Source organism: Nocardiopsis sp. NPDC006832 (assembly GCF_040635885.1).
Classification (GTDB): Bacteria; Actinomycetota; Actinomycetes; order Streptosporangiales; family Streptosporangiaceae; genus Nocardiopsis.
Window position 1 is genome coordinate 35430 of the sequence record NZ_JBEYLC010000013.1, and the last position, 13404, is coordinate 48833.

The 13404-nt window shown below is 71.4% G+C and carries 11 protein-coding genes and 2 riboswitches; of the genes, 10 read left to right on the forward strand and 1 reads right to left on the reverse strand.

Annotated elements, in window-relative coordinates; translation table 11 throughout:
• The first annotated feature begins 131 nt into the window (after window positions 1-131).
• A riboswitch (SAM riboswitch) is annotated at window positions 132-246 on the forward strand.
• A 64-nt stretch (window positions 247-310) separates the two neighbouring features.
• From ABZ717_RS09015 to ABZ717_RS09030, 4 genes are all read left to right on the forward strand, one after another.
• Complete coding sequence (locus ABZ717_RS09015; RefSeq protein ID WP_358507508.1) at window positions 311-1702, forward strand: aminotransferase class V-fold PLP-dependent enzyme; 1392 nt, start codon at window positions 311-313, stop codon at window positions 1700-1702.
• A gap of 134 nt (window positions 1703-1836) precedes the next feature.
• Window positions 1837-2637 (forward strand): SAM-dependent methyltransferase, encoded by an 801-nt coding sequence (locus tag ABZ717_RS09020; protein ID WP_358507510.1) that lies wholly within the window; start codon window positions 1837-1839, stop codon window positions 2635-2637.
• A 293-nt stretch (window positions 2638-2930) separates the two neighbouring features.
• Window positions 2931-3647: an SAM-dependent methyltransferase gene (locus ABZ717_RS09025; protein ID WP_358507512.1), complete on the forward strand. Its 717-nt coding sequence runs from the start codon at window positions 2931-2933 to the stop codon at window positions 3645-3647.
• Window positions 3638-4168: a DinB family protein gene (locus ABZ717_RS09030; RefSeq protein WP_358507514.1), complete on the forward strand. Its 531-nt coding sequence runs from the start codon at window positions 3638-3640 to the stop codon at window positions 4166-4168. The genes ABZ717_RS09025 and ABZ717_RS09030 overlap by 10 nt, the downstream gene beginning before the upstream one ends.
• Here the strand turns inward: ABZ717_RS09030 and ABZ717_RS09035 are convergent.
• The gene (locus ABZ717_RS09035) at window positions 4165-6327 is read right to left on the reverse strand and encodes a primosomal protein N' (protein WP_358507516.1); all 2163 of its coding nucleotides are present in this window, start codon (window positions 6325-6327) and stop codon (window positions 4165-4167) included. The two genes, ABZ717_RS09030 and ABZ717_RS09035, sit on opposite strands and share 4 nt — an antisense overlap.
• A gap of 125 nt (window positions 6328-6452) precedes the next feature.
• Here ABZ717_RS09035 and fmt point away from each other — a divergent pair, with 125 nt between their 5' ends.
• From fmt to ABZ717_RS09065, 6 genes are all read left to right on the forward strand, one after another.
• Window positions 6453-7388, forward strand: coding sequence for a methionyl-tRNA formyltransferase (fmt, locus tag ABZ717_RS09040; RefSeq protein ID WP_358507518.1), 936 nt, complete (start codon window positions 6453-6455; stop codon window positions 7386-7388).
• Window positions 7389-7464: 76 nt separating this feature from the next.
• Window positions 7465-8928, forward strand: a complete 1464-nt coding sequence (locus ABZ717_RS09045; RefSeq protein ID WP_358507520.1) for a transcription antitermination factor NusB — start codon at window positions 7465-7467, stop codon at window positions 8926-8928.
• Between the two features lie 136 nt (window positions 8929-9064).
• Window positions 9065-9733: a ribulose-phosphate 3-epimerase gene (rpe, locus tag ABZ717_RS09050; RefSeq protein WP_358507522.1), complete on the forward strand. Its 669-nt coding sequence runs from the start codon at window positions 9065-9067 to the stop codon at window positions 9731-9733.
• Between the two features lie 282 nt (window positions 9734-10015).
• Window positions 10016-11017: a phosphatase PAP2 family protein gene (locus ABZ717_RS09055; RefSeq protein ID WP_358507631.1), complete on the forward strand. Its 1002-nt coding sequence runs from the start codon at window positions 10016-10018 to the stop codon at window positions 11015-11017.
• A gap of 67 nt (window positions 11018-11084) precedes the next feature.
• A riboswitch (FMN riboswitch) is annotated at window positions 11085-11215 on the forward strand.
• Window positions 11216-11331: 116 nt separating this feature from the next.
• Complete coding sequence (locus tag ABZ717_RS09060) at window positions 11332-11970, forward strand: riboflavin synthase (RefSeq protein ID WP_358507524.1); 639 nt, start codon at window positions 11332-11334, stop codon at window positions 11968-11970.
• Window positions 11971-12035: 65 nt separating this feature from the next.
• Window positions 12036-13340, forward strand: coding sequence for a bifunctional 3,4-dihydroxy-2-butanone-4-phosphate synthase/GTP cyclohydrolase II (locus ABZ717_RS09065; protein WP_358507526.1), 1305 nt, complete (start codon window positions 12036-12038; stop codon window positions 13338-13340).
• The last annotated feature ends 64 nt before the right edge of the window (window positions 13341-13404 follow it).

The following is a 13404-nucleotide window of genomic DNA, read 5'->3' on the forward strand; positions in this document are numbered from 1 at the left end:
CCCGCGACGTGAGGGCAGTTCGAGACCAGTATGTCGTCACCGTCGCGCCGACTGTCAAGCGGGGGCGTGTCCCAGAGCACACGAATCCCGTGGGTGCGTCGCGCACGAGCCATGTGTTACATTTCGGCACAGGTCACGAGTACCAGCGTCAAGCCCCGGCTAGCTGGTCGGCAACCCTCCTTCCGCGGTGGGGTGCCCCGGGTGAGGACCAGGTCCCGACACGACCGTGTCGGACAAGCGCGGACCCAGGAAGACGCGGCCGTCGAGCGGCGCACCCCGTGGGTCCCACGACCCACCGAAGAGGTGCCCCATGACCACCGTCATCCCGTTCGACTCCACCCGTCGCCCCCGCACCCGCCAGGCCGTTCGGGACGCGCGTGCGCGCCGGGCGTCGTACCCCGTCGGCGCCGCCCCGGACTGCTCGATCGTCACCCCGGACCGCGGGGTCCAGCTGGTCACCGGCGAGTACGTCGACTACGCCAACTTCGACTACGCGGCCAGCGCGCCCTGCCTGACCGCGGTCGCCGACGCCCTCTCCGCCGCCCTGCCCTACTACGCCAGCGTGCATCGGGGCGCGGGCCACCACTCCCGGATCAGTACCGAGGCCTACGAGGAAGCCCGTCGCGGCGTCGCCGGTTTCCTGGACGCCCGCCCCGACACCGACGCCGTGGTGTTCGTGCGCGGCACCACCGACGCGCTCAACCTGCTGGCCCGTTGCGTACCCGACGGTTGCACCGTGGTGGTGTTCGAGTCCGAGCACCACGCGAGCCTGTTGCCGTGGGAACACCCGGCCGCCCGCGCCGCGAAGGTGGTGCGCCTGCCGCTGCCCGCCACCCCCGACACCGCCGTCGAGGCCGCCCGCGCCGCCCTGCGCGAGGCCCCCGAGGGTCCGAAGCTGCTGTGCGTGACCGCGGCCTCCAACGTCACCGGTGAGATCTGGCCGGTCGAGGAGTTGGTCGAGGCCGCCCACGCCGAGGACGCCCGCGTGGTGGTCGACGCCGCCCAGTACGTGCCGCACCTGCCGTTCAGCCTCACCGAGACCGGCGCCGACTACGTGGCGCTTTCCGGACACAAGCTGTACGCGCCCTTCGGTTCGGGTGTGCTGGCGGGCCGCGCCGATTGGCTGGCAGAGGCCGCGCCCTACCTGTCCGGTGGTGGCGCGACGCGGAAGGTCACCGACCACGACGTGTTCTGGAACGACCTTCCGGCCCGGCACGAGGCGGGCAGCCCCAACGTCTTGGGCGCCGTGGCGTTGGCCGCGGCCTGCGCCACCTTCACCGAGGACACCCTGTACCTGCAGCACATCCGCGAGTCCGCCCTCCTGGAGCGCCTGCGCGCCGGGTTCTGCCAGATCGACGGCGTGCACGAGCTGACCCTGTGGGGGCCCGAACAGGCGCGGGTGGGCATCGTTTCGTTCGTGGTGGACGGGCTGCCCGCCGATCTGCTGGCCGCCGCCCTGTCCGCGGAGCACGGCATCGGGGTGCGCGACGGCCTGTTCTGCGCGCACCCGCTCACCGCCCACCTGCTGCCCGAGGGGCACACTCAGGCGGTTCGGGCCAGCCTGGGCGTGGGCACCACCGAGGAACACGTCGACCGGTTGGTCGGCGCCGTGGCGGATCTGGTCGCCCATGGGCCGCGTTGGGAGTACGTCGACCTCGACGGCCGGTTGGTCCCCGCCTCCGACCCGCGCGACGCGCTCTGAACGGAGCACGCCCGGAGCGGTCCCGTCGTCTATGATCAATGCGGAAAAACCGGTGGGAACGGGATGTTCTGCGCACGGTCGTCGAATTCCCGTTCCCTGCCGCGAACCCCCTGCGTATCGAGGTGGATGACCGCATGACCGACGATTCGACCGCCCCGGCCCCGGGGTCGAAGATCGACACCACCCGGACCCACTCGGCCCGGATCTGGAACTACTGGATGGGTGGAAAGGACCATTATCCGGTCGACCGTCTGGCGGGAGACGTGGTGGCCGAGTCCTTTCCGGAGATCCGGGACCTGGCCCGCACCAGTCGGGAGTTCCTCGTCCGCGCGGTGACCCACCTGACCCGGGACGAGGGCATCCGCCAGTACCTCGACATCGGTACCGGGATGCCCACCGCCAACAACACGCACGAGGTCGCCCAGTCGATCGCGCCGGAGACCCGGGTGGTCTACGTCGACAACGACCCCCTCGTGCTGACGCACGCCCGCGCCCTGCTGGTCGGCACCCCCGAGGGGGCCACCGACTACGTCGACGCCGACCTGCGCGACCCCGACGCGATCCTGGCCAAGGCCGCCGAGACGTTGGACTTCGACGAGCCGGTCGGGCTCATGCTGATGGGGATCCTGGGCCACGTCCCCGACGAGGAGGTCCAGCCGATCGTGCGCAGGCTGTTGGACGCCCTGCCCTCGGGTAGCTACCTGGTCAGTTACGACGGCGCCGACACGAGCGAGGACTACAACCAGGCCATCGAGGAGGGCAACAAGCACGGGGACGTGCCTTACCTGCTGCGCAGCCCCGAGGCCATCGCCGAGCGCTTCGAGGGCCTGGAGCTGCTGGAGCCCGGTGTGGTTCCCTGCCCGTTGTGGCGGCCCCCGATCGCGGGTGCCCGGCGCGGACTGGACCAGTACGGCGGGGTGGCTCGCAAGCCCTGACGGCCGGTCTCCGGCCGGTGCCCGAAGTCCCACCGCGGGCCGACCCGGAACCTCCGGGTCGGCCCGCGGTGTTCGTGGATGGGAGTTCGGGACCTTGGACTCACAAGAACTTGCGACGCAGGTCGTGACAAACGGCGCGATAGGGCCCATTTCACTTGGGTGTGTGCGGGGTATCACGTTCACAAGCGGTACTATCTGGCCCTGACGGCAGGGCACACCGTCGCGGACCCGATCGGTCCACCGACAACGGACGTCCTGCCTCCCACGAGCGAACCGGCTGGGGGAGCGTGAACGTGACGGACGTCCGAGGACCTGAGGCAGGCCCCCTCACGGCCGTGTTCCGACGGAGGACATCCTTTCGAAAGCCCGGGCGGGGACCACGCGTGGTCGACCTCGGCGACAGTAGCCGCGCCCATGTCCCCCACGACCCGGCCCTGGCCGAACACGTCCGTTTGCACCAGGCCTTCCTCGGTCGGGTCGTCGACTACCTGAGCGTCGACGCGGGCATCCGCCAGTTCGTCGATTGGGGCAGTCCCGTCCAGGGAACCGCCGAACGCGTGCACGGCGCCGACCCCGACGCCACCATCGTGCACATCGCCCCCGAGGGCGCCGCGGGGATCCTGGCCTCCCCGGACGACTCCGCCGTGCCGTCCGGCGACGGCGTGTGCTCCGAAACGCTCCTGCGCCGCCTTCACGCCGGTGGGCTCGTCGATCTCGACGAGCCCATCGCCGTATTGATGACCCGCACCTTCGGAGCCGACTCCCCGCCCACGGGCCTGGACACCCTGCACCGACTCATGCGCGGCGGCGGCTACCTGGCCCTCACCTCCACGGCGCCCCGAGCCGACGTCGAACGCGCCTTCGGCCCCTTCCTCCCCCTCGAACCCGGCGTGGCCGACCTCACCTGGTGGCCCTACCCCGACGAGGACGTCGCCGCCCAGGGCAGCGGAGTTCTGGCAGGATTGGGCCGCGCGTCGAGACGAGGAGGGGGAACGACCCGATGGCGGTGAACTGGAACGGCGAGATCCTCGCCCAGATGCAGTTCTACTGGGATTTCTCGTTGTGGCCACGCCTGGAGGGGCTCACCGACGAGGAGTTCTACTGGGAACCGGTGCCGGACTGCTGGACGGTACGTCGGCGCGAGGACGGCCGACACGCGCCCGATGGCGCCTACCCCGAACCCGTCCCACCACCGGTCACCACGATCGCCTGGCGGCTGGGCCACATCATCGTGGACGTGCTGGAGACCCGGATCAACTGGCACTTCGGCGACCGCACCGCGAGCCGTGACACCATCGACTGGCCCTCCACCGCCGCCGAGGCGCGCCAACGCCTGCGCACCGCCTACCTCACCTGGTCCGAACACGTGGGACGACTCGACGACGACGCCCTGGCCGTACCCGTGGGCGGGGCCGAGGCCGCCCAGTGGTCGGAGTTCCCGATGGTGGTGCTGGTCCTGCACCTGAACCGGGAGTTCATCCACCACGGAGCCGAGGTGGCCCTCCTCCGGGACCTGTACCGTGCCCGCTAAATGACGCGGAGGGGGTCCACGCGGACCTGGGCGAGGTGCTCGTCGCGGCGGGCGCTGCGGGCCACCGCCGCCGCCTTCAACGCACGCGCCAGCTCACCGATCCCGTTGCGCGGGACTCGCAGCAGCGCGCGCTCGGTCACGTGGGACCCGTCGTCGGCCGTCTCCGACCCGACCGGGACCGGACCCAACAGCTCGACACCCGTGGGCAGGGCGATCTGATCCAGCAGCTCGCGCACGTGCTCGGGGCCGCCGGTGATGGAGGCCATCGACACCGCGGGCGGGAAACCCAGCTCGCGACGGTCGGCCAGCTCGCGTTCGGCGAACCCGGCCGGGTCCCAACGCACCAGTGACTGCACCAACGGCAGCGAGGCCTCGGCGGACACCACCACGGTGCCGCCGGGGCGCACCAGCGCGGCGGCGTTCAGCCACCGACGCAGCGTCTCCTCCGAGGCCCGCAGGTCGGCCCGGTTGAGGAGCGCCCACCCGTCCAACAACACCGCCGCCGCGTAACCGCCGCCCTTGGCCACGGGTTCGGCCCCCGGGGTCGCCACCACCAGGGCCGGTTTGCTCGAAACCTCGGGCAACACGTCCTCACGTCCGGAGGTGCGCACGGCCAGCGCGGGGAAGGCCCTCCCCAGCTCCTCGGCGGTACGCCGGGCGCCCACCACCACCGCGCGCATTCGGGTCACCCCGCACTCGGGGCAGGCCCACTGGCCGGCCACCCGGCCGCACCAGCCGCATGAGGGCAGGGCGTGCGACCCACGGACCGCGAGCGGGCCGCGACAGCCGTCACAGCGAGCGGGTTCGCGACAGCCCGCGCACGCCAGGCTGTTGAGGTAGCCCCGGCGCGGCACCTGGAAGAGCACGGGCCCCACCCGGGCGGCCTCCCGGGCCGAACGCAGGGCCACGCTGGGCATGCGCGCCGAACGCGCCGCCTGGTCCCGGGCCAGTTCACGGTCGTCCCCGGCCGCTCGTACCAGGGGGGCGCGTCGACGCAGCGTCGCGCGGTCGGCGATCAACGGGTGCGCCCACCCCGATTCCAGCAACAGTTGGGCGTCGGTGGTGCGGGTGTGCCCGCCGATGAGCGCACCGGCGCCCGCCTTGTGGGCGCGCATCGCCAGTACCGTGCGCGAGTGCGGGTAGGGCGCGTGCGGGTCCACGTGCACGTCGTCGCCGTCGTCCCACAGCACCACCAGGCCCAGGTCGCGCACGGGGGCGAAGACCGCGGCGCGGGTTCCGACCACGACCCGGATCTCGCCGCGCAGGACCGTCAGCCAGCGTCGGTATCGTTCGGCCGGCCCCAGGTCGGCGGTGAGCGCCACGTGCCGTCCCTCGCCCAACCGGCGGGTGAGCGCCTTGTCCACCCGGGCCACGTCCCGACCATCCGGGAGCACGATCACGCCGCCGCGCTCGGCGGCCAGGACGGCTTCGGCGGCCACCGCGATCGCGTCGGTCCAGTCGGTGCCGGGCAGGGCGTTCCAGATGGCGCGCGCGGGGAGTCCCTCGCGCAGCGCACGCACGTACGCCGGACCCTCCGTGTAGGCGTCCCAGGGGCCGGGGTCGACCTCCAGTACGGCGGCCTCCACGGTCTCCTGCACGGCGGAGGCTTCGCCGGGCGGCGCCTCACCGGGCTCGTCCTCCTCGGCCCCTTCCAGGTCTTGTGCCCTCTCCCGCGCGCGCCGGTCGGCCTCCTTCTCCACCCGCGCGTGCCGGGGTGGCACCGCCAGTCGCAGCACGTCGCTCAGGGTGCCCGCGTACCGATCGGCGACGGCTCGGGACAGCGCGAGGACCTCCGGGGTGAGCACCGGCTCGGGGGAGACCACCGTCTCCAGGTAGGCCAAGCGTCCGGCGAACTCCGAGCTCTCCACCCGCTCCGCCAGGAAACCGGCGAGCAACCGACCGTTGAAGCGCACCTTCACCCGGCAGCCGGGCACGGCCGTCTCGTCCATGTCGGCCGGTACGCGGTAGTCGAAGTAGCGGTCCAGGTGCGGCAGCGGGGTGTCCACCACGACACGCGCGATCGGGAGTCGGTCGGCGGGCCTGCGCTTGGCGGGCGGACGGCTCTTGGCGGAGGCGGCCCTGGCCTTCGCCGTTTCCTTCGGCTCCCCCGCAGGCAGGTCGAAGAGGGCCGCTTCGGGCTGGTCGGGCTGCGCTGTCATCACCTTTGGTCTATCAGATGACCACGACGGTCCAGGGACCCGAGAAGCCCGACACAGGCGCGTTCTCGGTGGGGAGTGCGGTAGAACAGTGACGTGTGGTCGCAGTCGAGGGGGAATGGTCGAACATGAAGCTGGTCTTTGCCGGTACACCCGAGGTGGCGGTGCCCTCACTCCGGGCCCTGATCGACTCCGAACACGAGGTCGCGGCCGTCGTCACCCGGCCCGACGCCCGCTCCGGGCGCGGGCGCAAGGTGTCGGCCAGCCCGGTCGCCGAGCTCGCCGAGAGCGAGGGCATCGAGGTCCTCAAGCCCGCCAAGGCCGGTGACCCCGACTTCCTGGCCCGGCTGACCGAGATCGCCCCCGACTGCTGCCCGGTGGTCGCCTACGGCGCCCTGCTGCCCCAGTCCGCCCTGGACATCCCCGAGCACGGCTGGGTGAACCTGCACTTCTCCCTGCTGCCGGTCTGGCGCGGCGCGGCCCCCGTCCAGCACGCCGTCCTGCACGGCGACGACGTCACCGGCGCCTCCACGTTCCGCATCGTCAAGGAACTCGACGCCGGGCCGGTCTTCGGCACCGTCGCCGAGACCGTGCGTCCCACCGACACCAGCGGCGCACTCCTCGCCCGCCTGGCCGAGTCCGGGGCCGGTCTGCTGGCACGCACCATCGACGGCATCGCCTCCGGTGGCCTGGTCCCCGTCGAACAGCCCGCCGCCGACGTCTCCTACGCCGGCAAGCTCACCCCCCTGGACGCCGAACTCGACTTCACCTGGACGGCCCTGCGTCTGGACCGGGTCGCCCGCGCCTGCACCCCGGCCCCCGGCGCCTGGACCACCTTCCGCGGCACTCGTCTGAAGGTGGGGCCGGTCCGCCCCGTCACCGACGCCGACCGCCCCGACCTGGACCCCGGCCACCTGTTCGTGGACAAGAAGCGGGTTCTGGCGGGCACCAGCACCCACCCGGTCGAACTCGGTGAGGTCCAGCCCCAGGGCAAGAAGGCCATGTCCGCGGTGGACTGGGCGCGTGGGGTGCGTCCCACCGAAGACGACCGGATGGGCCGCTGACCTGTCGTAGTCTCAAGGCCGGTGGGCGCGGTCGCTCGCCGACAAACGTCCCCGGCTTGTTGAGGCAGAGCACACGTTGAGCGAGCAGTCCCGTTCCCAGAACCGTCGTCCGAGCCGGGGCGGTGGATCCCGCCAGGGCGGTCAGCGGTCCGGGCCGCCCCAGCCGCGCGACCCCGCGCGCAGGGTCGCCTACGACGTGCTGCGCGCGGTCGAGCAGCGCGACGCCTACGCGAACCTGTTGTTGCCGGCCCTGCTGAACGAGCGTGGCATCCACGGCCGCGACGCCGCGCTGGCCACCGAGCTCACCTACGGGACCCTGCGTCGTCAGGGCACCTACGACGCGATCCTGCAGACCTGTGTGGACCGCACCTTGGCCTCGGTGGACGTCGAGGTGCTTCCGCTGCTGCGGATGGGTTCCCACCAGTTGCTGTCCACCAACATCCCGCCGCACGCCGCGGTGGGGGAGTCGGTGGAGTTGGCCCGCAAGGTGGTGGGCCATCACCGCTCCCGTTTCGTCAACGCGATCCTGCGCAAGGTGAGCGCTCGCGACCTGGACGCCTGGCTCCCGATCGTGGCCCCCGAGCGCGACCGAGACCCGAGCGGATACCTGTCGGTGGTGCACAGCCACCCGCGCTGGGTGGTCAAGGAACTGGCCCGGGCCCTGGGGGAGCGGGCCAAGGACGCCGGTCTGCCCCGTACCGAGGAGCTGCTCCAGGCGCACAACGAACGTCCCAAGGTGACCCTGGTCGCCAAACCGGGCCGGTCCAAGGTCGCCGACCTGGAGGAGCACGGCGCCGAGCCGGGCCGCTACTCGCCCTTCGCCGCCTACCTGCCGGAGGGTGACCCGGGCGCGATCCTGGAGGTACGCCAGAATCGGGCCGCCGTCCAGGACGAGGCCAGCCAGCTGGTCGCGTTGGCCCTGACCCGGGTCGACGTCCACGGGGACGACGCCCGTTGGTTGGACGTGTGCGCCGGCCCCGGTGGCAAGGCGGGCCTGCTCGCCTCCCTGGCGGGGCAGCGCGACGCCCGCCTGGTCGCCTCCGAGATGCAGCCGACCCGGGCCGGGCTGGTGGCCGGCGCGGTGCGCCGGGCCCCGCGTGACGCCGGTCGCGCGATCGCCGCCGACGGCACTCGACCCGCCTGGCGGCCGGGTGTCTTCGACCGGGTCCTGGTGGACGTGCCGTGTACCGGTCTGGGGGCCCTTCGGCGCCGTCCCGAGTCGCGTTGGCGTCGGGGCCCGGAGAACGTGACCGAGTTGGCCCCGCTCCAGCGCGAGCTGCTCGTCAACGCCGTGTCGGCCGTGCGTCCGGGCGGGGTGGTGGCGTACGTGACGTGCTCCCCCCACCTGGACGAGACCGACACCATCGTCCAGGGCGTGCTCGCCGAGCGGGACGACCTGGAGCTGTTGCGAGCCCCCGACTATCTCGACGAGGTTCCCGGCCTGGCCGCCGGACCGGAGGGAAGGTACGCGCAGTTCTGGCCGCACGTCCACGGCACCGATGCCATGTTCCTGGCCCTGCTGCGCCGCAAGGTCGGATAGCGTCACCCGTCGTTTCGCCCGACGCCCTCGGTGTCGGGCGAAACGGGCATATTCGGATCTACCTCGTAAAGGTGGAGGTATGGCGGTGTTCCAGTCTCGGGGGCCGACCACCGGACAAGGCCTATACACTGCTGACGTGGCAATTCAGATCTCTCCCAGCATCCTGAACGCGGACTTCGCGCACCTCGCGGACGAAGCCGCCGCCGTGCCGACCGCGGACTGGCTGCACATCGACGTCATGGACGGACACTTCGTCCCCAACCTGACGCTGGGTCTGCCCATCGTGGAATCCCTGGTCAAGGCGACCCCCACCCCACTGGACTGCCACCTGATGATCGAGGACCCCGACCGCTGGGCGCCCGCCTACGCCGAGGTCGGGGCCGGCAGCGTCACCATCCACGCCAAGGCCGCCGGCGCGCCGGTGCGCACCCTGCGGGAGATCCGCAAGCGGGGCGCTCGCGCCGGACTGGCCCTCAACCCCGCCGAGCAGGTCGAACCCTATGCGGACCTTATCGGCGAGATGGATATGCTGTTGTTGATGACCGTCGAACCAGGGTTCGGCGGACAGAAGTTCCTTGACCTGGTTCTGCCCAAGATCCGCCGAGCTCGTGAGATCCTGGACAGCAGGGAGGCCTCCGTCTGGCTACAGGTCGACGGAGGGGTCTCCGATGAGACCATCGAACGCGCCGCCGAGGCCGGAGCCGACGTCTTCGTCGCCGGATCGGCCGTCTACGGGGCACAGGACCCCGCGAGCGCCGTCGAGTCCCTCCGGGCCCAGGCTCGCAAGGCGAGCGGTCGGGACTAGAACCGAAGAGACCATCTCCGAAGGGGCGCGGCCGCCCGCACCCACCACCCCGGTGCGGCCGCGCCCCGCCCCATTCCCTTCCCAGGATCCCGCCCCGCCTTGAGGACCGGGTCTGGCCAGGGGGCGCGAAGGCGTTTAGGCTTTCGGCGGTAGTCGTAGAACCTTCGCTTGGTCGCGGCTCCGTCTTCCCCCGCACCACCTTGTGACCCAGGGAGCGGCGCGGCGTGAGCGCGTTGCCAGGCCGGACCCCGTGGAGCACGCGTGCAAGCCCAACACCTGGCCATGGACACCCTCTGGGAGGCGGAGAGCGTCGCCATCCGCTGGTTGCAGGGAGCCGGCGATCCGCTCTCGTATCCACTCGGGTTGATCACCCACCTGGGATCCCAGGGCGTGATCATCGTGCTGATGGCCGCCGTCTTCTGGTGCGTGAACCCCGGTCTGGGCGCTCGACTGCTCGTCGCGGTCATCGCCTCGGGCGCCGTCAACGGTCTGCTCAAGTCGGTGTCCTACACGCCGCGTCCCTACTGGTTCGACGCCCAGATCACCGGCCACAGCCACCACGGGAGCTTCGGAATGCCGTCCGGGCACAGCCAGGCCGCCATGGTGGCCTGGGGTTACCTGGGGATCCGGTCGGGCCGCCGCGCCCTGATGTGGGCGGCCGTGGTGATCATCCCGTTGGTGGGGTTCTCCCGGATCTACCTGGGCGCCCACTTCTTCAGCGATGTCGTGGTCGGGTTGTCCATCGGCGCGCTCATCCTGTGGCTGATGCTGCGCTACGAGGACCGGGTGCTCACCTGGTGGAGTTCGCTGGACACCACGCGTTGGGTCTCCTATCTGCTGCTGATCACCCTGGTGCCGTGCGCGCTGGGGGCGGCATGGCAGTTCGGGGTGCGCGGGGACTGGGTCCTGCCGGCCACCGAGTGGATCGGCGCAACCCCCGCCGACCCGGCCGGACACTCCCTGACCGGTCTGTACACGGCCTCCGGGGGGTTGCTCGGCGGCGTGCTCGGGCTCACCCTGCTCCACCGCTGGGGCTGGTACAGCGCCGAGGGCACCATCACCGCGCGGGTGTCGCGGTTCGCGCTCGGTATCTCCGTGGTCGTGCTCGTCGTGGTCCTGGACGAGGTCCTCTTCGGCGACCTGGGCGGGCCGATCGGTGCCCTGTTCTCCTTCGTCGTCTACGCGGTCCTGGCGTTCTGGGCCACCTACGGCGCGCCGCGGATGTTCGTCGCCGGTGGACTCGCCACCAAGGCGCAAGAGGCCGAGCGCATCGACCAGGGGTGACACCCCTCACAGCGGCTAGGCGTCCCGAGCGGCAAGGGGTTAGGATCGGGATCGCTGTAGTTATCGAACGCGTGCTCCGGGGTCGGTGAAAATCCGAACCGGCGGTGATAGTCCGCGACCCGGTCGAATCCATCGACCGGTTGAACCGGTGGAATTCCGGTACCGACGGTTAAAGTCCGGATGGGAGGCAGTACGCGTTGGGACGGTTTCGAGCGTCGCCGACCATCGGCGTACCCACTCGGACCCGGACTCGTCGTGGACCCGTTCCCACACCCTTTTCCCCGGAGCCTGAAGCAGGCGAAGGGACGTAGGGCGTGTTCACCGGAATCGTGGAAGAACTCGGCGAGGTCATCTCCGTCGAACCGGCCGGAACCTCCGGCGAGGCCGTGCTGCTCACCGTGCGCGGGCCACTGGCGAGCTCCGACGCGGGGCACGGCGACTCCATCGCGGTCAACGGCGTGTGCCTGACCGTCGTCGAGCTCGGTGAGGGAACCTTCACCGCCGACGTCATGAAGGAGTCGCTGGACCGGTCGAGTCTGGGGTCCCTCGTCCCCGGATCACCCGTCAACCTGGAGCGCGCCGCGCGCAGCGACGGCCGTCTGGGCGGGCACATCGTCCAGGGACACGTGGACGGCACCGCGGTCCTCCTCTCCCGAGACCCGGGCGACAAGTGGGACGTGCTCCGCTTCGCCCTGGCCCCGGAGCTGTCCCCCTACGTGGTGGAGAAGGGCTCCATCACCGTGGACGGCACCAGCCTCACGGTCTCCGCGGTCAGCGAGCCCGGAGCCCTGGAGGAGTCCTTCGAGGTCAGCCTCATTCCGGCCACCCTGGCCGCCACCACCCTGGGCGGCCTGGCCGTCGGCGCCGTCGTCAACATCGAGGTCGACGTCATCGCCAAGTACGTGGAGCGCATCACCGCCGTCGCACGCGCTCGCGAGAGCGCCCGTACCTGAGGCACCCGCGCCCTAGAGCGCCCACCACCCACCACTCAGCACCGACGTACCTTCAGGGAGCGGGAATGACCGTCACCGACACCACCCCGTCCGCCGACACCACCGACTCGCAGGACTCCGCGGGCACCGTGGTCCTCGACCCGATCGAGGACGCCATCACCGAGTTCGCCGCCGGACGCGCCATCGTGGTCGTGGACGACGAGGACCGGGAGAACGAGGGCGACATCATCTTCGCCGCCGAACTCGCCACCCCCGAACTCTTGGCCTTCATGATCCGCCACACCTCCGGCGTGGTGTGCGTGCCCATGGAGGGCGAGGAACTGGACCGCCTCGACCTGCCGCTGATGACCGCGCGCAACGAGGAGAGCCTGCGCACCGCCTACACGGTCACCGTCGACGCCCGAGAGGGCGTGACCACCGGGATCTCCGCCGCCGATCGCGCGCGTACCGTCCGGCTGTTGGCCTCCGCCGAGAGCACCGCCACCGACTTCGTGCGCCCCGGCCACGTCCTGCCGCTGCGCGCTCGACCGGGCGGTGTCCTGGCCCGTCGCGGGCACACCGAGGCCTCCATCGACTTCGCCCGCCTGGCCGGGCTGCGCCCCGCCGGTGTCCTGGCCGAGGTGGTCAACGACGACGGCACCATGGCCCGTCTGCCGCGACTGCGCCGGTTCGCCGACGAACACGGCCTGAAGTTGGTGTCGGTGGAGCAGTTGGCCGCCCACCGCATCGCCCTGGGGGAGACCCTCACCGCCGAGCAGGCCGCACCCGCGTTGGTCACACGCCAGGTGGAGACCCGCGTGCCGAACCGGCACGGTGAGTGGCGGGCGGTCGGCTACAAGGGCACCACAGACGGCGCCGAGCACGTCGCCCTGGTCCACGGTGACCTCACCGACGGCGTCGACGTCCTGGCCCGCCTGCACTCGGAGTGCCTGACCGGGGACGCCTTCGGTTCGCGGCGCTGCGACTGCGGCGCCCAACTGGACGCCGCCATGGCCGAGATCGTCGAGGAGGGCCGCGGTGTCGTGGTCTACCTGGGCGGCCACGAGGGGCGCGGGATCGGCCTGCTGCACAAGCTGCGCGCCTACAGCCTCCAGGACCAGGGCGTGGACACCGTCGACGCGAACCTGCGGCTGGGGCTGCCCGCCGACGCGCGCGAGTTCGGCGCGGGAACACAGATCCTCACCGACCTCGGGGTGTCCTCGGTGCGGTTGTTGAGCAACAACCCCGTCAAGGCCGAGGCACTGGAGAAGTACGGGGTGCGGGTGAGCGAACGGGTTCCCATGCCCACGTTCGTCACCGACGACAACCTCGCCTACCTGCTGGCCAAGCGGGACCGGATGGGTCACGACCTGGCCGGCGTCGCCCGCTAGCGGGCCCCACCCCCTGTTCGGGCCCGCCGTCGGGCGGGCCCATCGCATGTTCGTCATCACGTGG

Excerpts from the sequence above, each read along its gene's own strand:
- ABZ717_RS09015 (WP_358507508.1), top strand. The coding sequence starts at position 311 with ATGACCACCGTCATCCCGTTCGACTCCACCCGTCGCCCCCGCACCCGC.
- fmt (WP_358507518.1), top strand. The coding sequence starts at position 6,453 with ATGAAGCTGGTCTTTGCCGGTACACCCGAGGTGGCGGTGCCCTCACTC.
- ABZ717_RS09065 (WP_358507526.1), top strand. The coding sequence starts at position 12,036 with ATGACCGTCACCGACACCACCCCGTCCGCCGACACCACCGACTCGCAG.
- ABZ717_RS09030 (WP_358507514.1), top strand. The coding sequence starts at position 3,638 with ATGGCGGTGAACTGGAACGGCGAGATCCTCGCCCAGATGCAGTTCTAC.
- ABZ717_RS09055 (WP_358507631.1), top strand. The coding sequence starts at position 10,016 with ATGGACACCCTCTGGGAGGCGGAGAGCGTCGCCATCCGCTGGTTGCAG.
- ABZ717_RS09035 (WP_358507516.1), bottom strand. The coding sequence starts at position 6,327 with ATGACAGCGCAGCCCGACCAGCCCGAAGCGGCCCTCTTCGACCTGCCT.
- ABZ717_RS09020 (WP_358507510.1), top strand. The coding sequence starts at position 1,837 with ATGACCGACGATTCGACCGCCCCGGCCCCGGGGTCGAAGATCGACACC.